At 64.3% G+C, this 22,846-nt stretch carries 15 protein-coding genes and 1 pseudogene; 5 read left to right on the top strand and 11 right to left on the bottom strand.

Annotated elements, in window-relative coordinates; genetic code table 11:
* Positions 1-26: 26 nt before the first annotated feature.
* Positions 27-2,222, bottom strand: a complete 2,196-nt coding sequence (locus tag E1742_RS02570; RefSeq protein WP_134383413.1) for a cyanophycin synthetase — start codon at positions 2,220-2,222, stop codon at positions 27-29.
* A gap of 253 nt (positions 2,223-2,475) precedes the next feature.
* On the opposite strand from E1742_RS02570, the gene E1742_RS02565 reads away from it, so the two are divergent.
* Both E1742_RS02565 and E1742_RS02560 read left to right on the top strand, forming a co-directional pair.
* Positions 2,476-4,761 (top strand): cyanophycin metabolism-associated ABC transporter, encoded by a 2,286-nt coding sequence (locus tag E1742_RS02565; RefSeq protein ID WP_134383412.1) that lies wholly within the window; start codon positions 2,476-2,478, stop codon positions 4,759-4,761.
* Complete coding sequence (locus E1742_RS02560; protein ID WP_134383411.1) at positions 4,748-5,218, top strand: cyanophycin metabolism-associated DUF1854 family protein; 471 nt, start codon at positions 4,748-4,750, stop codon at positions 5,216-5,218. The genes E1742_RS02565 and E1742_RS02560 overlap by 14 nt, the downstream gene beginning before the upstream one ends.
* A gap of 45 nt (positions 5,219-5,263) precedes the next feature.
* Here E1742_RS02560 and E1742_RS02555 read toward each other — a convergent pair whose 3' ends face one another.
* The gene (locus tag E1742_RS02555) at positions 5,264-6,028 is read right to left on the bottom strand and encodes a hypothetical protein (RefSeq protein ID WP_134383410.1); all 765 of its coding nucleotides are present in this window, start codon (positions 6,026-6,028) and stop codon (positions 5,264-5,266) included.
* Between the two features lie 168 nt (positions 6,029-6,196).
* Here E1742_RS02555 and E1742_RS02550 point away from each other — a divergent pair, with 168 nt between their 5' ends.
* Positions 6,197-8,485, top strand: coding sequence for an FdhF/YdeP family oxidoreductase (locus E1742_RS02550; RefSeq protein ID WP_134383409.1), 2,289 nt, complete (start codon positions 6,197-6,199; stop codon positions 8,483-8,485).
* Positions 8,482-9,321, top strand: coding sequence for a formate dehydrogenase accessory sulfurtransferase FdhD (gene fdhD / locus E1742_RS02545; protein ID WP_134383408.1), 840 nt, complete (start codon positions 8,482-8,484; stop codon positions 9,319-9,321). Before E1742_RS02550 ends, fdhD begins: the two co-directional genes overlap by 4 nt.
* A gap of 1 nt (position 9,322) precedes the next feature.
* Here the strand turns inward: fdhD and E1742_RS02540 are convergent, their stop codons facing one another.
* Positions 9,323-9,907, bottom strand: coding sequence for a hypothetical protein (locus E1742_RS02540; protein WP_134383407.1), 585 nt, complete (start codon positions 9,905-9,907; stop codon positions 9,323-9,325).
* Positions 9,908-10,358: 451 nt separating this feature from the next.
* Between E1742_RS02540 and E1742_RS02535 the strand changes: the two genes are divergently transcribed.
* On the top strand, positions 10,359-11,489 hold the full coding sequence (locus E1742_RS02535; protein WP_134383406.1) for a sensor histidine kinase: 1,131 nt from the start codon (positions 10,359-10,361) through the stop codon (positions 11,487-11,489).
* On the opposite strand, the gene E1742_RS02530 is transcribed toward E1742_RS02535, so the two are convergent.
* From E1742_RS02530 to E1742_RS02495, 8 genes and pseudogenes are all read right to left on the bottom strand, one after another.
* Positions 11,486-13,786 (bottom strand): hybrid sensor histidine kinase/response regulator, encoded by a 2,301-nt coding sequence (locus tag E1742_RS02530; RefSeq protein ID WP_134383405.1) that lies wholly within the window; start codon positions 13,784-13,786, stop codon positions 11,486-11,488. The two genes, E1742_RS02535 and E1742_RS02530, sit on opposite strands and share 4 nt — an antisense overlap.
* 253 nt (positions 13,787-14,039) lie before the next feature.
* Positions 14,040-14,699 (bottom strand): hypothetical protein, encoded by a 660-nt coding sequence (locus tag E1742_RS02525; protein ID WP_134383404.1) that lies wholly within the window; start codon positions 14,697-14,699, stop codon positions 14,040-14,042.
* Between the two features lie 54 nt (positions 14,700-14,753).
* Entirely contained in the window at positions 14,754-15,635 is an 882-nt protein-coding gene (locus E1742_RS02520; RefSeq protein WP_134383403.1) for a lysozyme, read from the bottom strand.
* On the bottom strand, positions 15,632-16,888 hold the full coding sequence (locus E1742_RS02515; protein ID WP_307721904.1) for a type VI secretion system Vgr family protein: 1,257 nt from the start codon (positions 16,886-16,888) through the stop codon (positions 15,632-15,634). Before E1742_RS02515 ends, E1742_RS02520 begins: the two co-directional genes overlap by 4 nt.
* An 85-nt stretch (positions 16,889-16,973) precedes the next feature.
* Positions 16,974-18,614 (bottom strand): T6SS phospholipase effector Tle1-like catalytic domain-containing protein, encoded by a 1,641-nt coding sequence (locus E1742_RS26040; RefSeq protein WP_166793395.1) that lies wholly within the window; start codon positions 18,612-18,614, stop codon positions 16,974-16,976.
* A gap of 2 nt (positions 18,615-18,616) precedes the next feature.
* Complete coding sequence (locus E1742_RS02505) at positions 18,617-19,255, bottom strand: DUF3304 domain-containing protein (RefSeq protein ID WP_134383402.1); 639 nt, start codon at positions 19,253-19,255, stop codon at positions 18,617-18,619.
* Positions 19,252-20,109 carry a DUF4123 domain-containing protein gene (locus tag E1742_RS02500; protein ID WP_134383401.1) on the bottom strand — a complete coding sequence of 286 codons (858 nt, stop codon included), beginning with the start codon at positions 20,107-20,109 and terminating at the stop codon, positions 19,252-19,254. The genes E1742_RS02505 and E1742_RS02500 overlap by 4 nt, the downstream gene beginning before the upstream one ends.
* Positions 20,109-22,769: pseudogene (locus E1742_RS02495) on the bottom strand (type VI secretion system Vgr family protein); the annotation flags it as partial. The gene E1742_RS02500 and the pseudogene E1742_RS02495, both read right to left, overlap by 1 nt.
* Between the last annotated feature and the right edge of the window lie 77 nt (positions 22,770-22,846).

The following is a 22,846-nucleotide window of genomic DNA, read 5'->3' as shown; positions in this document are numbered from 1 at the left end:
TTTCGTTATTCTTGGGGCGTGCGTGCTTACGCGGCGCGGCCGGTTGCGGCACGCCGGGTTTTCCACTCGAAGGTGCGCAGCGCGGCGGCGATCAGGTCCGGCGACAGGCCCAGGGCCCAGCCGGCGGCCAGTGCGGCCAGCACCGCTTCGCGGCACTCTTCCTCGTCCGTCGGCAGGCAGCTGGCCGGCAGCACGGCAACCGTATCCTGGCCGTCGGCCAGCACGAAGCCGCCGCCCTGCAGGAACACGGCGCGTCCCCCGGCCTGGCAGTGCGCCGCCAGCGGGGCCACCCCGGCGTGGATGCCGTAGAAGATGACGTCGCCGTCGCACAGGTCCGCCATCGCGGCAGCGCCTTCGTCGGCGGCGTTCAGCACGGCCACGCCTTCGGGCAGCACCACGTCCACCTGCGTACGCACGACGTTGAACATCTTGTCCGGCGAGTCGATATAGAACTCGTCCAGGTCCTCATGACCGGCGGTATCGGTGACGACGCCCACGGTGCAGCGGTCATAGGCGAAACCTTCGGTCAGGATCATGCGGTTGCCGTTGGCAAATACCGCCGACTCCACGTTCTTGTTCAGCAGCAGGCGCTGGCCGGACTCCCATTCGGACAACGGACCGCGCGCGATCTTGCGCCCGTTCAGGTAGACGCCCTCTTCGCAGGCGACGCCAACGTAGCGCCCCGAGACCTGCAGCTGCCATGCCGTCAGCCGGGCGATCAGTGCGGTGTGGCGGGTGCCGGAGACGCCGACGATCGGGATGCGGCCGTCCTGCTCCGGCGCGAACAGTTCGCCCACGATGGCGGCGCCCACGTTGCGCGGCGCACCGCCTGCGGCGGGCTTCAGGTGGGCCAGCAGCCCGGGGCTGGCGTTGACTTCGATGATCGCCCCACCCTGCGCTTCGAGCGGCTGCGAGACATCCTGGGCCACCATGTCGATGCCGGCGATGTCCAGGCCTACCGCGCGGGCGGCCAGCGCCGCCATTTCCGCCACGGCCGGATGCACCAGGTCCGTCACGTCGTTGGCCACGTTGCCGTTCAGTTGGATCAGCACCTTCCGGCCCGCTTCCGGCACGGAATCGGGGGTCAGGCCCTGGCGCTGCAGGTCCAGCTGCACTTCCTGCGATTTTTTCGGTTCGACGATATTGAGGGGGAATTCCTCCGTCGTGCCGCGGCGCGGATCGGTATTGATCTGCGTGTCCACCAGCTCCTGCACTGTCAGTTCGCCGTCGCCGGTAACCCACAGCGATTCGCCTTTCGATGCCGCGACGACCTTGCGGCCGACAACGAGCAGCCGGTGCTCGTCGCCAACGATGAATTTTTCGACGATGACGGACCGGCTGCCGCCCCGTTCCACGGCGATGTCGTACGCGGCGCGCACGTCGCTTTCCGTCGACAGGTTCAGCGAGACGCCGCGGCCATGGTTGCCGTCGTACGGTTTCACCGCGACGGGCAGGCCGATGTCCTGCGCTTCTGTCCATGCCTCGTCGGCGCTGGTGACCAGCGCGCCTTCCGGCACCGGCACGCCGCAGGACGACAGGATGTCCTTGGTCATGTCCTTGTCGCTGGCGATGCCCTCGGCAATGGCGCTGGTGTTGTCCGTCTCGGCCGTCCAGATGCGGCGCTGGCGCGTGCCGTGGCCCAATTGCACCAGGTTGCCGTCCGTCAGGCGGATATGCGGGATGCCGCGATCCGTGGCGGCATCGACGATGTTGTTCGTGCTGGGGCCCAGGCACAGCGATTCGACCATTTCGGTCAGCTCCGTCACGGCGGCCGGCAGATCGAACGGGCGGTCCTCGATGGCGGCCATCAGCAGTTCGCGGCCCAGCACCAGTGCGCGGCGTCCGACCTGTTCCTGGCGGGTGCGGAAGGCCATCTTGTAGATGCCGCTGCCATCAAACGTCTGGCGCGTCTTGCCGAAGCCCGTGCGCATGCCGGCCAGGTTCTGCAGTTCCAGCACGACGTGTTCCAGGATGTGGCCGGCATAGGTGCCGTCGCGCAGGCGCTCGATGAACCCGCCCACTTCGCCCACGCCGCAGCGGTGTTCGACCAGGCTGGGCAGCCATGCGGTCAGCCGTTCCGTCAGGCCGGGCAGTTTGTTCGATGGGAATTGTTCCAGCTCGCCGATGTCCAGCCACGCTTCGATGACCGGGCGATACGTCCAGATATTCGGTCCGCGCAGATGTGTTACACGGAGAAGTTCGATGTCTTTCTTCTTTGTCATGTTTTTGCTCTACAACCTCTTGCGTTATACTCCGCAAAAGCAGAGCTTCCTCTTCTTGTTCAGTTCATCGCGTGTGGCCGGCTTCGATCCGGCCGCAGGCGAAGAATACAATAAACGCCGTGTTTACCCGGCTACGCTAAAAACGTGTCAGCGCAACAGGGGCCTGATCCGTTGCTGTAACAACTATCCCTATTTTCCCACCGAATCCACATTCTTGCCACTTGGCAAAGGAATCACCGGAGTATTGCCGACAATGATCACAACCGACTTCCCCTCCGGGCAGACCCGGGTCGAACTGCCAGAACTGTGGCATTCCGAAGCGAATTTACAGCTTGCTCCTGGGGAAAACGTGCTGAGTGCTCTGGAGGTTGACCTCGATGCGAAACTCCATTTCGCCAAAGGTATCATCCTTTTGACCGAGCACCGCATACTGTCGCGCTCACCCTCTGCAACTGCCTGGCAATCCTGGCCGTACCGCGCCGGCCTGGCGCTGCGCCTGCACGACCACGCCGGCGTGGGGCACCTGGAACTCGTGGACGACCGGGGCCGCCTGGCGGCGTGGCGTTTCACCCTGGGCCAGAACCTGCACGCGATCCGCCTGACCGAGCAGTTCGGACCGCTGCTGGAGACGGCGCTGACGGGCGTGCCGCCCGTTCGCATCGAGGATCACGCCTGTCCCACCTGCAAGGCCCCGCTGGACGCCGACCAGGACGAATGCCCCATCTGCACCAAGGTCGTGCACACGCCGCCGTCAACCTGGACGCTGTTCCGGCTATGGCGCTTCGCCCATCCCTACCGCTGGCAGCTGCTGGGCGGCTTTACGCTGATGCTGCTGTCCACCGGCGCGCACATGATTCCGCCGTACCTGTCGATGCCGCTGATGGACAACGTGCTGATTCCGTACCAGAACGGCCAGCCCGTCAACACGGACCTCGTCATCCTCTACATGTCCGGCCTGTTGGGCGCCGCCGTGCTGGCGTGGATCCTGGGCTGGGGCCGCACGTATGTGCTGGCCCTCGTGTCCGAGCGCATCGGCGCGGACCTGCGTACCAACACGTATGAACACCTGCTGCGGCTGTCGCTGGAATACTTCGGCGGCAAGCGCACCGGCGACCTGATGTCGCGCATCGGCAGCGAGAGCGACCGCATCTGCGTGTTCCTGTCGCTGCACCTGCTGGACTTCGCCTCCGACTGCCTGATGATCATCATGACGGGCGTCATCCTGTTCTCGATCGACCCCTGGCTGGCCATCGTCACCCTGGTGCCGCTGCCGTTCATCGCCTGGCTGATCCACCTGGTGCGCGACCGGCTGCGCACCGGTTTCGAGAAGATCGACCGCGTCTGGGGCGAAGTGACGAACGTGCTGGCCGATACGATTCCCGGCATTCGCGTGGTAAAGGCGTTCGCGCAGGAGACCCGCGAGGCCAACCGCTTCCGCGTGGCGAACCGGCACAACCTGGCCGTGAACGACAAGCTGAACAAGGTGTGGTCGCTGTTCTCGCCCACCGTCTCGTTCCTGACGGAGATCGGCCTGCTGGTGATCTACGTGTTCGGCATCTGGCAGGTGTCGAAGTCGCACATCACCGTTGGCGTGCTGACGGCGTTCCTGACCTACTCCAGCCGCTTCTACGGCCGCCTCGATTCGATGAGCCGGATCGTCTCCGTGACGCAGAAATCCGCCTCGGCCGCCAAGCGCATCTTCGACATCCTGGACCACGTATCGTCCGTGCCGGAGCCCGCCAATCCCGTCAAGGTCGGCAAGATCGAAGGCAATATCACGTTGCGCGAAGTGGGTTTCCGCTACGGTAACCGGGCGGTCAACCGCAACGTCAACCTGGAGATCAAGGCGGGCGAGATGATCGGGCTGGTCGGCCACAGCGGCTCCGGCAAATCCACGCTGGTCAACCTGATCTGCCGCTTCTATGACGTGGCCGAAGGCGCGATCCTGCTGGACGGCACGGATATCCGCTCGTTTGCCGTGTCGGATTACCGCCGCAATATCGGCCTCGTGCTGCAGGAGCCGTTCCTGTTCTTCGGCACCATCGCCGAAAACCTGGCCTACGGCAAGCCGGACGCGACGCGCGCCGAGATCATTGCCGCCGCCCGCGCCGCCCATGCGCACGACTTCATCCTGCGCCTGCCGCAGGGCTACGATTCGATGGTGGGCGAGCGGGGCCAGGGCCTGTCCGGCGGGGAACGCCAGCGCATCTCGATCGCCCGCGCCCTGCTGATCGATCCGAAGATCCTGATCCTGGACGAAGCGACCGCATCGGTCGACTCGGAAACGGAGAAGGAAATCCAGAAGGCGCTGGACAACCTGGTGGCAGGCCGCACGACGATTGCCATCGCGCACCGCCTGTCGACCTTGCAGCGGGCCAGCCGCCTGGTCGTGATGGACCGCGGCATGGTGGTCGAGGAAGGCCCGCACGAGGAGCTGATGGCGCGCGAAGGCGCGTATTACCGCCTGTACCAGGCGCAGGCCCGCAATGTCGATACCGACCTCGATGACAACAACACGAAACGCCATGACGACAATTGATTTTCAGCTCCAGCGCGACGCCTTCGGCCGCCTGAACATGACGGACGCCGCCGGCACCGTCCACCCCAATGTCTCGCCGGTGCGGGCCTTTCCCGTGCAGGCGCCCGACGAAGGGCTGGCCCTTGTCAGTGCGGACGGCAAGGAGGTGGCATGGATCGAACGGCTGGAAGACCTGCCGGCGGCGACCGCGGCGCTGATCCGCGAGGAGCTGGCGGGACGCGAGTTCATGCCGGAGATCGCCCGCATCGTCGACGTGACGAGCTTCGCGACGCCATGCACGTGGACGGTCGAGACGAATCGGGGGCTGACGGAATTTGTGCTGCGGGGGGAGGAAGACATCCGCCGCATCGGTGCGACGTCGCTGCTGGTGTCGGACACGCACGGCATCCACTTCCTGATCCGCGACCAGTACGGCCTGGACAAGCACAGCAAGAAAATCCTGGACCGCTTCCTGTAGCCTCCAGGCGACGGGGGATGGCCTCTTCAACCGCCCCGCACGTCGTCAGTTCAGATAGGCTGAGCAGGCGCCCTGCTTGCGTGCAGCCCCGCTGCACACGGCACGGCGGCATTCAACGGCGCCCGATTCGCCCGGTTTCGGGCAGCGGGCAAATACGGCCGCGGCCCGTTCCTGCGCCTCGCCCCGTCGGCCAGGCCGGGTCGATGGCTTTGCCGATGTCCTGGCCGCCAGTTCCGCTGACTCATCCGCTGAGGAGCCTGCCGTTACCGGCGCGCTGGCAGCCGCTTGCGCTGCCGCCCTTGGCGTGCGCCCGCCACTCACCTCTGTGGCCAGCCAATCCGGCAGGTCGCGCATCAGCGCTGCTGGTGGGCCCTGTGGCGCCGGTTGCCGCTTCTTGTCCGCCAGCAGTTCCTCGGCAGAGGGCAGCGTGGGCGGTGCGCTCGGACCTGCCGTAACGGCGCTGGCAGGCTCGGCCGGCCCTGCGGCAGCCGCCGGCACAGGCGCCGGTGCGGGGGCCGGCGCGCGGGTTGGCGCAACCTCCGTTGGCCCGGCCCCGCCAGGCACGGGTACCGCCACCGACTTGCCCAGCTTTGCAATCGCGCTGGTGCTGGCATACTGGTAGCCCATCCACGCCGAGCCAAGTGCGAAGATCACCACGAGCAGGCCCAGCACACCGAATACCACCTTGCGGGACAGCCCGGGCTCATAGCCGTCATTGTCCCCGCCCGGTCCGGCCTGAGCATCGTGGGAGCGGAAGGATTCGTCGGAAGGTGTGCCGGCGGTCGGCTGGGATGGTCGGTCTTCGTCCATTGCGTCTGTGGGATATGCGGTTGGCAATACTGTAAAGCGGACCATGATAGCACCGCGACCCGCCCCTGTCCCGGCCTTGTTGTCTCGAGTCCCATGCTGTGTGCGCGCCCGCACCGTTGCCAGGGCGCCTGCGCGTTACGGTCGTCTTTCGACAGTGAAGGGGATGCAATGAGCGAAGAACTGAAAATCGAACGGGCGACGATGCCGGCCGGCGGCTGGGGCTCGGTAAGCGAAGTGGCGAACATCCTGCTGGACCAGCATGTGCCGCTGAAGGATGCCAGGCTGCTGGCACACCAGAACAAGCCGGACGGCTTTGCCTGCGTGGGCTGCGCGTGGGCCAAGCCGGCCCATCCGCACCCGTTCGAATTCTGCGAAAGCGGGGCCAAGGCCACGGCGTGGGAAACCACCAGCAAGGCAATCGGCGCGGATTTCTTCGCGCGGCACACCGTCACGGCACTGGAAAGCTGGAGCGATCACGCGCTGGAAGACCAGGGCCGGCTGACGGTACCGCTGCGCTGGGACGCGGCAACGGACCAATACGTGGAGGTATCGTGGGACACGGCGTTCGCCGAGATCGGTGCCGCGCTGCGGGACTGCCGGCGTGACGGCACCGTGTTCTACAGCTCCGGGCGAGCGTCGCTGGAAACGTCGTACCTGTATCAGCTGCTGGCGCGCATGTACGGCAACAACAACCTGCCGGACAGCTCGAACATGTGTCATGAAAGCACGTCGGTCGGGCTGCAGAAGACCATCGGCGTACCCGTCGGCACCGTCACGCTCGACGACTTCGAGCGCACCGACTGTATCTTCTTCTTCGGCCAGAACGTGGGCGTCAACAGCCCGCGCATGCTTCACCAGCTGCAGGCCGCGCGGCGCCGCGGCGTGCCGATCATCACCTTCAACCCGCTGCGCGAACGCGGCCTCGTCAGCTTCACCAATCCCCAGTCGCCGCTGGAAATGCTGACGCGCGCGGAAACGGCCATCAGCACGCAGTATCACCAGCTCAAGGCGGGCGGCGACACGGCCGCGCTGATGGGCCTGTGCAAGGCCATCCTCGCCGCCGACGACAGCGCCCGCGCCGACGGCAGGCCGCGTGTCCTCGACACCGCTTTCCTGGCCGAGCACACCGACGGCTTCGGCGAACTGGAGGCCGCCGTGCGGGCCTGCCCGTGGGCCGACATCGAGCGGGAATCCGGCCTGACGCAGGCCGCGCTGGAAGGCGCCGCCGCGATATACTGCCGCGCGCGCGCCGTCATGGCGGTGTACGGCATGGGCATCACGCAGCATCGAAACGGCGTGCAGAACGTGGCGATGATCGTCAACCTGCTGCTCCTGCGCGGCAATATCGGCAAGCCGGGCGCCGGCGTCTGCCCGGTGCGCGGCCATTCGAACGTGCAGGGCCAGCGCACCGTCGGCATCACGGAAAAGCCCGAGCTGGCGCCGCTGGACCGGCTGAAGGAACTGTACGGCTTCGAGCCGCCGCGCGAGAAAGGCATGAACACGGTGGAAGCCTGCGAGGGTATCCTGGCCGGCCGGGTGCAGGCGTTCATCGGCCTGGGCGGCAACTTCGTCCGCGCCGTGCCGGAGACGGCGCTGATGGAAGCGGCCTGGCGCGAACTGCCGCTGACGGTGCAGATCTCCACCAAGCTCAATCGCAGCCACGTCATCCACGGCAAGGCGTCGTATGTCCTGCCCTGCCTTGGCCGCACGGAGATCGACCGCCAGCGCGGCATGCCGCAGGCCGTGACGATCGAGGACAGCACCGCATGCATGCATGGCTCGCGCGGCATGGCCGAACCGGTGGCAGCCACGCTGCGCTCGGAGCCGGCGATCGTGGCAGGCATCGCCCGCGCCACGCTGCCACCCAATCGGCTGGTCGACTGGGACGGCTGGGCCGCCGATTACGCCAGCATCCGTGCGGCGATCGCTGCGACCTGGCCCGACATCTTCCACGGCTTCGAGGCGCGCATGTGGCAGCCGGGCGGCTTTCGCCGGGCGCTGCCCGCCGCGCAACGGGTCTGGCAGACGGAAAGCGGCAAGGCCGGCTTCACGGTACCGGAAGGCTTGCCGGGTGCGCCCGACATGCCGGCCGATCCGGGCGCGCTGACGCTCTTCACGATCCGCAGCGACGGACAATTCAACACGACGATCTACAGCAATGACGACCGCTTCCGCGGCGTCTCGGGCAGCCGCATGGTCCTGTTCATGGCCCATGCCGACATGGCGCGGCTGGCACTGGTCGCAGGCGACGTCGTCACGCTGCGCGCGGCCACGCAGGACGACACGGAGCGCAGCGTGGCCGGCCTGGCGGTCGTGCCCTACGATATTCCGGTTGGCTGCGTGGCGGGCTACTTCCCCGAATGTAATCCGCTGGTGCCGCTGTGGCACCACGCCAAGGACAGCAAGGTGCCGGCCGTGAAATCGGTGGCCGTGCTGGTCGAACGGAGCGGTCTGTGAACGCCGGGCAGGTGTTCCTGCAGCCGGCCGGTGCCGGCACGTTGACGGCGCAGCGCTGGCTCGACGGCCGCCTCCAGACGGTCGACGAGGTGGTGTCGGAGGAAGTGCCCGTCGCCTTTGTCTACAACGGCATCACCCATGCGGTCATGCTGGCGACGCCCAATGACCTGGAGGATTTCGCGCTGGGGTTCGCGCTGAGCGAGCGGATCGTGCGCCAGGCGCGCGACGTCTACGATATCGACGTCGCTCGCCATGGCGACGGCATCGCCATCGAGCTGCGCATCGCGTCGGGCGCGATGGCGCGGCTGCAGCGCACACGCCAGGCGCGCACGGGCAGGACGGGCTGCGGCTTGTGCGGCGTCGATACGCTGCAACGCTTTGCCGACGACTGCGCCGACCTGCCCGAGGTGACGGCGCCGCCGATGCGAATTGCGCCCGCGGCGCTGCATCGGGCGATGGCGGAGCTGGCCGCACGCCAGCACCTGCATCACGCCACCGGCGGCGTGCATGCCGCGGGCTGGGCCGGCAGCGACGGCGCGATCCGCCTGGTGCGCGAGGATGTGGGCCGCCACAACGCGCTGGACAAGCTGGTTGGCGCGTTGCAGCACTCCGGCAGCGCGTGTTCGGACGGATTTGCCGTCGTCACGAGCCGCGCCAGCTACGAGATGGTCCAGAAGGCGGCGCAAGCGGGCATCGCCGTGCTGGCCGCCGTCTCGGCGCCCACGGCCATGGCAGTGCGCATGGCCGACCGTGCGGGCGTGACGCTGGCCGGCTTCGTGCGCGACGGCCGCCACGTGCTGTATGCGCATCCGCAGCGAGTGGCCGCCACGGCGTAAATCAGGGCCGGCGCTCCAGATATGGCCGGCACGCCGCTTCCTTGCCGGCGCCGCCATTGCAGATGTGCCAACGGCACATGACTGCGCCCGGCTTGCCCAGGGACGGGCAGCGGGCAAACGTGCCGCGCGCCGCCGCCGTCTCGCGCCGCTTTGCGGCACGCTTCGCCTTCTTACTGGACTTGGCTGTGCGCGCGACCTTGCGGGGTTCCGCGTCAGGCGCTGCTGCCCCGGCTGCGGCGCCGGATGACGGCGGCGCCGGCGTCGCCCCCGGACCTGGCGGCAGCGCTGGCGCAACAGGCACCGGCGGCGCAACCGGCGCGGCGGGCACGGGCGGCGTTGGCGGCGTTGACGGCATTGGCGGCGGGGTTGCAGGCACGGTCACGCTGCTGGTCACGGCCCGCAGCGTGCGCTCGGTCGACACCATCCGGAACAGCCAGACCGCCAGCAGGATGACCGCGCCCGCGACAGCCAGCCCAACGAGCCACAGGACGCGGCGCGCATCGGAAGCCAGATGGCCACCGGCCGCGACGGGGTCGGGCAGGCCGTCCGGCGCGGCGCTGTCGGTTGTATCGGTAGAGTCTGCCATGACGGCAGTATGGCATTTCCGGTGATATCAAGGCAATGTTTCGCGGCAATAGTGCGCGCCCGGCAGCAGCCGCGCGGCTCGACTGTCTCCGTGAGCTGTGCGCCATCGGGGGCCAGCCAGTCTTGTTGCGCACTCAGGGGCGCAGGTGATGGCCCGCGGCACGTCGCGTACCGCTGGCGCACCACCTGCGCATGATAGCGCCCTGACGAGCGACGGTGCCCCCATGATGCGGAAGTCGCCGGCTCGCGATGTCGTACGTCAGGAAGCGCAGCTGGCCGCGCTGCGATGCGGGCAGCATTCTTGTGACGCTCCCCCTGCCCGGTCCCGCAAGCGATGATTGCGCGATAGCAGAAGGGCGCGTGCCGGCGTCTTGGTGGTCCGCCGCACGGAACGAGTGGCCGGAGGCTGCTAAGGTCCGCCCATCGACCATGATCCCGGAACGGAACACCCCATGAACATCCCTGGCCTGTCCGATACGGCATCCCGCGCGCCAACGCTGTCACCGCTCGCGCTGCAATTGATGCGTGTGCGCGAGACGGTGCTGACCAGCTGGGCCAACGCCGTCCAGCTGCTGATTCCACCGGCGCGGGTGCTGTACGACCCGCTGCTCATCGATACGATGCCCGCGTTCTACGACAACCTCGTGGAAAGCCTGTCGCCGGATTTCCCGCGCGGCACGCCCGACCACAGCAACAACGTGGCGGCCATGCACGGTGACGAGCGTGCGCGGCTGACCCGCTATGCGCCGGGCGACGTCGTGCGCGAGTACCAGCTGTTCCGCAATGTGCTGCTGGCCGTCTGCGTGGCCGATGGCATCGCGCTTCAGCCCAGCGACATTGCCGCGGTCAACGACATCGTCGACGACGCGGTGCAGGAAGCCCTGGCAGCCTATGTGCGGCGCCAGTCCGACCAGCGCGAACGCTATGTCATGGCGCTGGCGCACGATATCCGCAACCCGCTGCAGAATATCGGCATGGCAGCGCAGCTGATCCAGGCACACCAGCCTGCGCCCGAAATACACAAGCTGGCCGAACGGATCACCACCAATGTGGCGGCCACGGACACTTTGATCCGCGAGATCCTCGACGACGCGTCGGCGTGCCGCGCGGACCAGGCCACCATCGAGTTCACGCAGCTGGACATGCTGGCACTGGCGCGCGACGTCGCCGCCTCGGTTCCGGGCGATCGGGTCAGCGTGGCGGGCGAGCCGGTAATGGGATTCTGGTCGCCGCCGCATCTGCGCCGCGCGCTGGCGAATCTGCTGGCAAACGCTGTCAAGTATGGAGATGGCGGCAAGGTGTCGGTGCAGGTGAGCATGACGCGAGGCACCGTGCTGCTATCGGTCCACAACGGCGGAGCGCCGATTCCACCGGAACGGCTCGACCAGGTGCTGCTGCCGTTCCACCGCGGCACCGCGGGGGACGGCTGGGGCCTGGGCCTGCACTTCGTACGCCGCGTCGCCGAATGCCATGCGGGCACCGTCACGCTGGACAGCTCGGCCGAACGGGGCACCACCGTCGTGATGGACATGCCCGTCGATCCGCGCCCCGTGGTGGGACCGACGCGCCGCGAGCCGGCCTAGGACGGCAGCGCCGCCGTGCCGCGCCCCTGGCGCAGCACGCCGAACAGCGCATCGGCCTCCACCGGCTTGACGAAATAGTGGTCGAACCCCGCCGCGATGCCGGCTGCGCGGTCCTGCGACTGGCCGTAGCCCGACTGGGCGATCAGCAGCACGGCGTCACCCAGTCCCGCGCGCAGACGCCGCGCCAGTTCCAGTCCGTCCAGGCCGGGCAGACCGATATCGAGGACGCACACGTCCGGGCGCTCGCGCAGCGCACGCTGCAGCGCCGCTTCCGACCCATACTCGACCGCGCAGCGCAGTCCGGCACTCCCCAGCAATGCGGCCAGCGTGTCGGCCGCGTCCTGGTTGTCATCCACCACGAGCACGGCCAGGCTTGCCAATGCGTCGCGCGGGCTTGACGTGGGTGCTGCCGTCACCGCGGCTTTCTCTCGCGACAGCGGCAGTGTTACGTCGAACCGGGCACCCTGCCCCGGCCCGTTGCTGTGCGCGCGCACCCTGCCGCCATGCATCCGCACCAGGCCGTGCACGATCGCCAGCCCGATGCCAAGGCCGCCCTGCGTGCGGTCGCGGCCACGCTGGCCCTGCGTAAACAGGTCGAACACGCCGGGCAGCAGCGCCGGTGCGATGCCGCAGCCGTTGTCGCTGACCGCCAGGCGGATGGTCGGGCCGGACACCTCCAGCATCACGTCGATCCGCCCGCCATCGGGCGTGTAACGCGCCGCGTTGTTCAGCAGGTTCGACACGACCTGCGCGAGGCGGGCGCGGTCGCCATCGACCAGCGCGACCTCGCCTGGCCACTGTACCGCCAGCGTCTGACGCTTGCGTTCGGCCAGCGGCCTGACCTGTTCGATCGCATCCTCCACGGCGGCGGCGAAGTCGAACACCTCGTAGCGCAGCTCCACCTTGCCACGGCTGATGCGCGCGGCATCGAGCAGATCGTCCACCAGCCGCACCATGTGTGCCGCCTGGCGGCCGATGATGGCGCTGGCGCGCTCGACCTGTGAAGATTGCACCCCCGGATGCTGCAGCATCGTGGCAGCCGCACTGATCGGCGCGAGCGGATTGCGCAGCTCATGCGCCAGCATCGCCAGGAACTCGTCCTTGCGCCGCTCGGCCTCGCGCAGCGCGAGTTCCGCCACGTGGCGCAAGGTGACGTCCAGCGTCACGCCGCGGAAGCTGCGCGGCACGCCGTCGTCCCCGCTGAGCACGCGGGCACGCACTTCGATCCATAGCTCGGCGCCCGTGTCGGCCCGGTGCGCGCGCACCGTTTCCAGATAGCCGCCCCGCTCGGCCAGCGCGCGCGCCTGCGCCAGCCGCAGGCGCGCCACGTCGTCCGGATGCAGCAGGTGCCAGGGCCGGCGCAGCGCTTCCAGGCTGGCGCCGAAGATGGCTACCGCGCTGTCGGAAAAATGCATTTCGTCCGAGGCGAGGTCCCAGTCCCACACGGTCATGCGCGCCGCCTGCATGCCGTCCTCCAGCCTTTCCTCGTTCAGCAGCAGCGCGTCGCGCGCCAGCTTGCGCGCCGTGACGTCGACGCCGGCGATAAAGACGCCGGTGACGTCCGCGCCGGCCGTCGTCGGCTGCAGCGCGAAATCGATATACCGCAGCTGCGCAGGCTCGCTGGCGTTCAGCCGCACCCATACCTGCGTATCGCGGGCGCTGTATCGACCGCCCGTCCGGAAGGCACGGTCCAGATGCGCCATCAACGCCTGCCCTGCCAGCTCCGGCACGGCGGCCCCGAACTCACGCCCCGTCAGGTCGCTGCGGCCCACCAGTTCGTCGAACGCCTCGTTGGTCAGTTCGATGACATGCTCCGGTCCCCGCAGCACGGCCACGAAACCCGGCGCCTGTAGCAGCAGGTCGTGCAGATAGCGGCGGCGCGCTTCGCTTTCCGCCAGCCGGTCCGCCACCAGCTGACGCTCCGCGCGCAAGGCGCGGCCCGCGTAGACGCGCCCCAGGTGGCCCAGGTAGATATACACGAACCCCATCGCCGCGTAGGCCAGCATCGCGGCCCGTTCCGGGCCATCCATCAGCACGGGATTGGCATCGGGCGCAAACAGGTGCAGGCCATACAGCAGCCCGGTGAAGTACACCAGCAGCGCCGGCCCGCTGCCAAACGCCGCCGCCGCGAACACAATGGCCGGATTGACCACAAGAAACGGCACGCGTCCGCCGTCAACCGTGCGGAGCAACGTCTGCACCGCCAGCACGGACAATGCAAGCACGGCGGCCCACGCATAGCGCGAACCAGGCGACAGCGCGGCAATCGCCCGCAGCAGGCCGCGATTTCTGAACATGAAACTTCCTCAGGGATTCGGTGGGGAAATTGTACTCTGGCGAGGCGGGGCGCGGCGGGCGGTTAGCGCTCGGAGGCAGTGTGCCGCGATGCTTTCACGCAGGTAGCGCGCCGACGGCCCAGGTTGCCGACGGTTTGCCGCTTATGCACGCGGCGCCAGCGACAGCTTGAAGTGCCGGATCAGGAACCGGTCCAGCTGCTTGTCCGAGATCCCTTGCTTGCTCAACGGCTGGAAGACCTCGGAGAACAAGTAGTCATCTGCGCTGAATCGGGCAACGCAGGAACCGGACAACACTACCTCGTTTGCGCGCACGACCAGCGTTGCGGCGGGCAGCGACATATTGGCCGTCCGCGCGAAATAATCCATCGTGCGCTCGTACTTCCACATGCCTTCCGGCGAGGCGGCACGTGCATTCATACCCGCCAGTAACGTGACAATCAGGCAGAACGTCAGCAACAATCGCATCATCTGAATGGACCGAAACCGCATTGAATGCGACCCGACTTCTGACGACTCGAAAATGGGCCCGCCTGATCCACTTGCGCACTTTGACAAATTTGCCGGTATCCAACAGCTGATAGACCTTTTCTCCATTGATATAGGTGCAGCTATAGTCGGGCTGCAGCAGGCATTCCCCGGTACTCTGGTCCACGACTTTGCCGCCCTTGATCGACAGATAAACCCCGGTCATGCCCGCCCGGCCCGAGGAATCGCCCTGTTCGATATCCTCGACGGCAGCGATCGTCACGTCCTTCAGAGGCTGAAACAGCATATAAACCGGATGCAGGCCGTGGCCGACCGGGTTGTTGTAATCCTTATCGGCGTCGGCGCCGAACTTCTTGTATTGATGCGAACCGATCAGCTTGCCCAGCGGGTCGGCGTCGTCTTTCGTCGCGGCGTAAGGATAAAACACGGGCGCGCACGCGTCCGTCGGCTGCGGAACGCCTTTTTTCTGGCCGATCAGGCCTTAGCAGACCACATTGAAGAGCCCGCCGTTGTAAGGCAATTGGCTCAACTTGCGTCCGTACAGGTTCGGTCCGGACTCCGCCGCTACCGGTGCGGGGACACGATTGTAGGCGCTGAAAATGCCTCCGCCATTCACGAGCACGAGTTTGTCATTCAATATGAAGACGTTGGCATGCTCGAAATTGCACTGGGCCAGGGCCTTATTGCCCTGGTAAAAATACTTTACGCTGGACAGTGGCGCTCCGAGAAACTTCTTCGTGAACTTGTCCATCGCCTTGTCATCGGCGCCCGCTTTCAAGGCCATCTGGAACAACTCGTCGTAGTCGTACTTCACCTTGCTGTAATCGATCGGCGTATCGCACCGCGGCTGCAGAAACAGCTTGCCATCGACGAGCTGAATGGTCGGGTACTGGGGCGAAGGAACGGCCTTCGCGTCGCCAAAGTAGGCAACATTTTTGGCAAACTTCCAGGTGCCGGACAGCTCATGTGGGGCGGCACAGGCGCTGCCGTACGCAAGCGTCACAGCTGCCGTAAGAAAGATAAAGTTGCGGCTCATCGTATTTCCTTTAATGTTGCGAGTTGTATACCGCGTGATTGAGGATATCCATTTCACGCTGTCGACGCAGGACCAGACCGGCCAGTCCTTCGACGTAATATCGGCAAATTCCGCGCAACAGGCGCTGTACTGCCCCGCATTCGCTTTTGCGATCAGTTTCTTAAATTTCACGAACTTGCCACCGGCAGTGCAGGCCATCGATACGATGGCATCGTACTCATGCTGATACAGCGGCGCCTGGATGCAGAGTCGGACAATATTCAATGTCTCCGCGAGGTCGTCGAGGAAGATGGCGTCCGCCTGCTCGGCCGTAATACCGTTCTTCACTGCGGGATACTTCGGTTTAATGGCCGCGGTAAGCGTCGCGCAGATTTTGGTCCGCGCCTACGTGCGCGGCCCAGGGCGTCCCAATATAACTCATCCGCGCCGCTGGGCTGGTCGTTGCCGTCCGGGCCGATGACGATGGCGCTTTGCGCGCCCGGCGCCGTCGGCTTCGGATGGCTGCGGCCGTCGCTGCCCGGCAGTTGCGGGCGCCAGATCACGTCCCCGGGGATCGCCTCGAAACGGTTGGCGTAGCCGCTTTTGCGAGCCTGGTCGATGACGAGCGCCATGTCCTCGTCGGCCACCGCTTGCTCGTACAATGTCTCTTCCAGCAGTTCCGGGATCGGGCCGAACAGTTCGGCCAATGCCTGTATCGCCGGCGACGGGAGATTGTTGACGCCGACACTGGTCACGCGCAGCACCGTGTAGGCCGATGCGGCGTCGCCAAAGGCGGCCAGCGGGCCCTGCGTGACGTCGATGCGCGTTCCCGCCGCCAGGGTGCGGACCGTCGAGCGGCCGTGCCATTGGCGGCTGCGCGCCTCAATGCCCTGCATCTGCAGTTCCGCGTAGTGATCGGCCACCGCGCCGCTGGCGAACGCGTACTGCCCTGGCACGTCGTAGCTCTCCAGCGTCGGCAGCTTGCCGAACCCCTGGCGCGACGGCGCGCTGGCCGCCACCGCCTTCTTTGCCTTGTAGTCGTAGCTCAGCAAGGTCGTCAGGGTCGAGACGACGCGGCGGCGCGCCTGCAGCGCCTGGATCGTGTCGCCCTTTTCGCCCACGCGCGCGCCGTGGAAGCGGATGCCGCCATCCTGTGCGCTGCTGGCGTCCTGCGGGATCGCCGTCTCCTGGCTGCTGTCGGCAAACAGCACGAGGCCGTGGCCGTCTGCTGTTTCCTCCACGCGCCAGGCCAGCCCTTCTTCCGTCAGCAGGCGCCCGACGAACTCGTAGTCCGTTTCCCGGTACTGGCAGCAGTAGCTGCGCGGCGGGATGTCGGCCATGAAGGCATCCGTCTCGCCGCTCCAGCGCCATTGCGCCAGCGGCTGGTAGGCGTCCAGCACCTCGTCGACAATGTCGATGATGCTCTGGTCCTGCCATACGCGGCTGTTGCGTATCTGGGTCAGTCGCCACAGCCACGGCGTCAGCCGGACACGATAGCGCGCCAGGCCACCTTCGCTGCCCAGCATCGCCACCTGCGTGATGTCGCCAGAGAACGTTGTACGGGTGCCGTCGGCCAGGCTGACGGCCAGGCTGGCTCTCATCGTGACCCTTGCCCACCAGCGACGTCGTGTCGATGTGCGTGTTGGTGGACAGAACAACGATGTCGCCAGTGTGCTAGAGCAGATATCAAGCAGATGCTATGGAGTCGTGATCAGACGGGCCATCTGGGCGCAGTACAGCGACCCTCGGGCGCTGCGATTCAGGATGGTTACCCTCGTAAGTCCAATACAGGAACTTCTTCCCACGCTTACCTAAAAAGTAGCGCCGATTCTTTGTCCACCTGCTCGACTCAACAAATCCGATATGACTCTCACTCATCTGCTGCTTAAAGCCAGCGACAGAGTCATGAACATAATAATCAAAGAATCTATCGAACAACCTAAGCCGGTCGGGAGGCAGCATCTTTCGCAAGCCACCTCGCCAAGCATCAAATATTGCGTCCTCGAGGGTTGTGGTCGAGCTGACCCAGCTCCCAGTTTTCTTCTCAGCAATATTCTGCACATCCTTGTTCCATTCCTCGTCGGTGATACGCATATATGGATCCGATGAACCAAGGTTGTGCTGACTGGAGCTGCCAACGCCCGCAGTAGATTTCGCGAGTTTCTGCATTCGCTGGGACCGTCCCCAACGCCAATGATAATAGAAATTCATGTTGACGATAATGTTTTTCTCGAGGCTATAATTCTCTGGCATCCATGATATATATGAATTAAAACATTCCTCCAAATCGGTCGTGATCTCAAAAAGCGTGCCGGATTTTTTAATCACCTTTGCTGGCGGGAAAAATGGCACTCCTGCTGCGTACGCTTCTCGAAACATGTTGCAGAGAGGAATTCTAGAAAGCTCCGCGCTACGCCACTCCTGGATTCCGTACGCATATCCTCCGCCTACATCTGAGTGCGCACCGGGGTAGAAGTACTCCTCACAATTATCAGGAACAAGCAGAGACTCCCTGACAGAGTCGCTAGGAAACTTCTCCCTTACTTCGTGGGAAGCAACATAATGTACGCACTTCTTTACGTAGCTTGGAATACGGAGATCGCTAGCCCATCCTGCATGGCCACCATAGTCAGCGGCGATCCTGAGTACCTGAGTAGGCACGCTTGGCAGGCTCGCGATCGCTGATTCTAACTTACTACCACCATACCCGACCGACGCGACCGTATCGAAAATTCCGAGGAAATAAACGTTGATAGTAGGATTGTTCCCACGAGGCCAATGCATCTCGCCACCCAGAGTCCCATATCGCTCACTCAACCTCCTAACAAACGCCCGGGACATAGCAGCTCCGCGACTAAATCCAAGCACAGCAATATTGATTTGGCTGACCAATGGCAAATGGGAATCAACGCGCTCCGACATTACTTGGAATGCCCAGTTAATGCGATCCTCACCACGCTTCGCGGTAGACATACCGGCCGCCTTATCAATCCCATCGCCTGAATCGCCGATCTCGGCGAATTTCGTACCAACGCCCGGCACATATATGCCGTGCGTTCGGTTAGTCTTGTCATTGCCCGCGTGTGCAAATGCAGCGAATTTGGCAATATTGCTATAGCTTACCTTTTCTGGATCCAGCTTCCCGTCGCCATCCGCGACAAAATTATTTCCGGTACCATCAAAAAATACAGTCACCCAAACAGGTTTGGGGCATTCTTGGCAATCTTTAATATCTTTAATTTCCCCAAGGTCCTGCCGCACAAAATCACGCTTAATACTGTCCGCTTCTGTCCAGTCAGTAAGTCGCCATACCGTAGGCTTTCCCATAGTTACTCCTGATGTTTTTTCGGCGCTGCGCCGTACCAAGGATTATCCGCTTGAATCTTACAAGTCTTCCCTTTGGCTTGGTCTACCACATGGCCCGCCACTTCCGATTCGTCCAAAGGACGGTTAGCCGTAGAGTCACCCAACACCGCGATCACGACGCCATCCTGCAAGAAATGCAATACCAACTTATTCGTAAGCGGAGTTAGCTCGCCGCGAACTTTTACGATTGCCGTACACCAAATTGCGCCCGGCGGTGCTCCCCGATTATTTCGTTCGTCTTCCGCAGACGGCTCATTGCTCCTGAATGCACTTAAGTCGTAGACTTCGCTCCAAACGACGCGTATGTCTGATTTTGCAGCGGTTGCGGACATTGCAAAACAGCAGACATCTGATTTAGAAGTGTATGGCCGGCCATCCTCGAAAGTCGCAGCGTCTGCATTGTCGAGAAATATTGAGCCTCCAGCCGCGGCTGAATCGATATTAAATTTACTCGACGCCTCCTGAACATGGATACTGTAAAGGCTATTTCCCGTGTAATTATAAGTGCTAATGGACATAGTTTGCGCAGCTGAGCCATTCCAACATCCCGCCGCCAACATCGTCGCCATTAAAGTAAAAAAATATGGAAGTGCATTTCTCATTTATTTAATCCAAACCCACTAAGAAGCTGCGATGGCATTTTCAAAATCATGGCATTAAGCCCCCCGCCACTTTCCGCCTTCCACATCTCTAGAAACGCAGCGGATTCATGAAAATTCTCACCGTAAGCCAACGCTAGAAGAATAAAAGTCTTTTGGTCTGAGAACTCGATGATCCCAAGATTTTTCGCGTTCGCGAGTACCTGATGAACGAATTCGGACCGTTCGCACTCACCTCTGCACCAGATATCACCGCCCCTCTCCTGAGATATTATGCTCATCAGCATCAATGGGGCGCACCTACATAGAAGTTCGACGCTCTGTTCCTCGGAAAGACAAATCTGCTCGAAATGTCCAAAAGCTAGTTGCTGCGAGCCTTCGCCCGTTATTCTCTCCGGCGAACAATCAGCAGTCATATAATGCCAAGCCCGAATCGGCGATAAAGCCAAAGCACGCTGCGATGAATTTAGGACGCCGGCCCAGTGTGGAAGTACACGAGGATCGTAATACCGCATAATCCATTGTGACCCGTCCGCATGAGACACCTGGGTTAGCGTCGTAAGATGCGCAATAAGCAGGTCTTTGTTACCATGAGCTTGCAAAATAGAAAGGTAAAAGCTGCTACTATCAGCCTCTGCCATACTGGAGAGCGTTCGGCAAGCGGGACCCATTTTATGGAACACAAGTATTGGACCAACAAGTGTGACGTCGGAATCACCCAGCAACGGATAGATTTCTATCTCTTCGTCTCGGCGAAGAGCATCCCAGATGCCAGGTGCCTGGGCGCCATCCAAGAGAGAATACGTGGAGAAGTCCGTGCCGAAATCCAACAGCGGCAATAGCGAAGTGCATCTCATTAGCGCCCCCCTCTCGCTGCGAAGGGCGAACCAACCGCAGCAGCCCGAAGCAGGCAATCGGGGCAAACCGAGTTCGGCAATACAGGGAGAACATATTGTTCTTTGACGGCGTGATCGAAATTCTTACTCCCGGCCAAGACGACGAGCTTCCCCGGGCACTGCACCGTAATATTCCCGCCATCGATCGTAATATTCGCCCCACCAGCAGTGGACAACGAAATACTCTTCGCAGCAGCAAAATCGACAAACGCATTTGCACTGATGACATTGACCTCATCGCGCGCCTGAACGGTCAACGTATCCGCCTGCGCCTGCACATCGATGGCATCCTTGGCCGCAATCATCTGCACGCCAAGCCCGTCAGCTCCGGGCGCAACGGCGCCACCGAGCACACCGATCGCCTGACCGGAATGCACACGCATCTGGCCGCCGGACACAAACTGCGTGTCCGACCCGCTCATCAGAGAAATAGTTTCGCCATTCGACATCTGCATGGCACCAGCGCCGGTGACGCCCAAACCCGCTTTTGCGCTGATGGCGACAATCGGATCCGTGGAATGCGGCAGCGAACCACCGTCTGGTGACGTTTTCTTCGCGCTGGCGGAGCCCTTGGCGCTGCCAAGGCTATCGCTCTCGACCATGCCGGAGACGGCGGTCAGCATGGCAGCCAGCGGCGCTTCCTTGTCCGACATCGAAGAAGCACCAGCCTTCGCAGGACCGATCGACGAAGCCAACGCCACCGTGTTATGCGTCACCGCAGCCTCACTGAACGTCTCGCCCAACTTGACCGCCTGCTTCATCAACGCAATCCCGGCAGCATTATCCCCGACAGGATCCCGCGAGCCAGCCGAATGCGCCACGACATAACTGGACACCAGCAACCCAGCCCCGCAGCGAGCGGCACCATAAGCGTCGGTACGCAACTCGGCCCCCTGCCCACGCAAACTGCCGCGATAGTTGTCGGCAGCATGAATCAGGTGCCCCAAGGTCAGCTCGGACCCGGCATAGGTCGAGCGCAACTGCACGCGCCCTTGCGCATCCGTATCATCGAACAGCAGCTGGTTGTAACCGCTACCGCCAAACTCTTTCGTCCGCACCCCCCACTGCGCGGCCGCGTTCGAATGGCCGTCGCTGCCTGCGGAAGCCCCATGCCACACCGGGCTGTTGCCGGCAGCGATATTGCCCTGCGCGGACGGCGCATGGTCCGACGCCGGCTTGAACAGCGCAGCCGGATCGTCGCCCTCGGCCGGCTGGCCGCCCGGTGTCGGCGCGTGGCCGCCCTCGCCCTGTCCGTTGTACAGCGCGCCGATGACGAGCGGGCGGTCGATGTCGTTTTCGATGAACTGCACCAGCACTTCCTGGCCGATCCTCGGTAAAAACTGGCTGCCCATGCCGCCGCCCGCCGTGCGTTGCGCCACGCGCACCCAGCACGAGGCGTCACCGGCATCCTGCCAGTGGTAGCGGATGCGCACGCGGCCCAGCGCGTCGAAGTACAGTTCGTCCGCGCCGCTCGGTTGGTCGTTGCCGTCCGGGCCGATGACGATCGCGCTTTGCGCGCCGGGTGCCGTCGGCTTCGGGTGGCTGCGGCCTTCGCTGCCCGGCAGTTGCGGGCGCCAGATCACGTCCGCAGCGATCGCCTCGAAGGGGTTAGCGTAGCCGCTCTTGCGCGCCTGGTCGATGACGAGGGCCATGTCCTCGCCATTCAGCTCGCGCTCGTGCAGTGCCTCCTCCAGCAGCTCCGCAATGGGGCCGAACAGTTCGGCCAGCGCCTGTACCGCAGGCGACGGCAGGTTGTTCACGCCGACGCTCGTCACGCGCAGCACGGTGTAGGCCGACGCGGCGTCGCCAAACGCTGCCAGCGGACCTTGCGTGACGTCGATGCGCGTGCCGGCCGCCAAAGTGCGGACCGTCGAGCGGCCGTGCCATTGGCGGCTGCGCGCCTCAATGCCCTGCATCTGCAGTTCCGCGTAATGATCGGCTACCGCGCCGCTGGCAAACGCGTACTGGCCCGGCACGTCGTAGCTCTCCAGCGTCGGCAGCTTGCCGAACTGCCGGCGAGAGGGAGCGCTGGCCGCCACCGCCTTTTTCGCTTTGTAGTCGTAGCTGAGCAGCGTGGTCAATGTCGACACGACACGGCGGCGCGCCTGCAGCGCCTGGATCGTGTCGCCCTTTTCGCCCACGCGCGCGCCGTGGAAGCGGATGCCGCCGTCCTGCTCACTGCTGGCGTCCTGCGCGATTGCGGTTTCCTGGCTGCTGTCCGCGAACAGGACGAGACCGTGGCCGTCTTCGGTTTCCTCGACGCGCCAGGCCAGGCCCTCTTCCGTCAGCAGGCGCTGGACGAATTCGTAATCCGTTTCGCGGTACTGGCAGCATTAGCTGCGCGGCGGGACGTCGGCAAGGAAGGCATCCGTCTCGCCGCTCCAGCGCCATTGCGCCAGCGGCGAGTAGGCGCCCAGCACGTCGTCGACAATGTCGATGACGCTCTTGTCCTGCCATACCCGGCTGTTGCGCACCTGGGTCAGGCGCCACAGCCACGGCGTCAGCCGGACACGATAGCGCGCCAGGCCGCCTTCGCTGCCCAGCATGGCCACCTGCGTGATGTCGCCCGAGAACGTGGTACGGGTGCCGTCGGCCAGGCTGATGGCGAGACTTGCCTTTCTCGTGACCCTTGCCCAGCAGCGACGTCGTGTCGGTGTGGGCGTCGCTGCACGACTATCTACGCAACGCAAGCACTAAA

This window comes from Pseudoduganella plicata (genome assembly GCF_004421005.1).
Taxonomy (GTDB): Bacteria; Pseudomonadota; Gammaproteobacteria; order Burkholderiales; family Burkholderiaceae_D; genus Rugamonas; species Rugamonas plicata.
The sequence above is the reverse complement of the archived record's forward strand: the minus strand, read 5'-3'. Positions and strand labels throughout refer to the sequence as shown.

What these genes read in the sequence shown, in the direction of transcription:
- E1742_RS02570 (WP_134383413.1), bottom strand. Translation starts at nt 2,222, where the DNA reads ATGACAAAGAAGAAAGACATCGAACTTCTCCGTGTAACACATCTGCGC.
- E1742_RS02565 (WP_134383412.1), top strand. Translation starts at nt 2,476, where the DNA reads ATGATCACAACCGACTTCCCCTCCGGGCAGACCCGGGTCGAACTGCCA.
- E1742_RS02560 (WP_134383411.1), top strand. Translation starts at nt 4,748, where the DNA reads ATGACGACAATTGATTTTCAGCTCCAGCGCGACGCCTTCGGCCGCCTG.
- E1742_RS02555 (WP_134383410.1), bottom strand. Translation starts at nt 6,028, where the DNA reads ATGGACGAAGACCGACCATCCCAGCCGACCGCCGGCACACCTTCCGAC.
- E1742_RS02550 (WP_134383409.1), top strand. Translation starts at nt 6,197, where the DNA reads ATGAGCGAAGAACTGAAAATCGAACGGGCGACGATGCCGGCCGGCGGC.
- E1742_RS02540 (WP_134383407.1), bottom strand. Translation starts at nt 9,907, where the DNA reads ATGGCAGACTCTACCGATACAACCGACAGCGCCGCGCCGGACGGCCTG.
- E1742_RS02535 (WP_134383406.1), top strand. Translation starts at nt 10,359, where the DNA reads ATGAACATCCCTGGCCTGTCCGATACGGCATCCCGCGCGCCAACGCTG.
- E1742_RS02530 (WP_134383405.1), bottom strand. Translation starts at nt 13,786, where the DNA reads ATGTTCAGAAATCGCGGCCTGCTGCGGGCGATTGCCGCGCTGTCGCCT.
- E1742_RS02515 (WP_307721904.1), bottom strand. Translation starts at nt 16,888, where the DNA reads ATGAGAGCCAGCCTGGCCGTCAGCCTGGCCGACGGCACCCGTACAACG.
- E1742_RS26040 (WP_166793395.1), bottom strand. Translation starts at nt 18,614, where the DNA reads ATGGGAAAGCCTACGGTATGGCGACTTACTGACTGGACAGAAGCGGAC.
- E1742_RS02505 (WP_134383402.1), bottom strand. Translation starts at nt 19,255, where the DNA reads ATGAGAAATGCACTTCCATATTTTTTTACTTTAATGGCGACGATGTTG.
- E1742_RS02500 (WP_134383401.1), bottom strand. Translation starts at nt 20,109, where the DNA reads ATGAGATGCACTTCGCTATTGCCGCTGTTGGATTTCGGCACGGACTTC.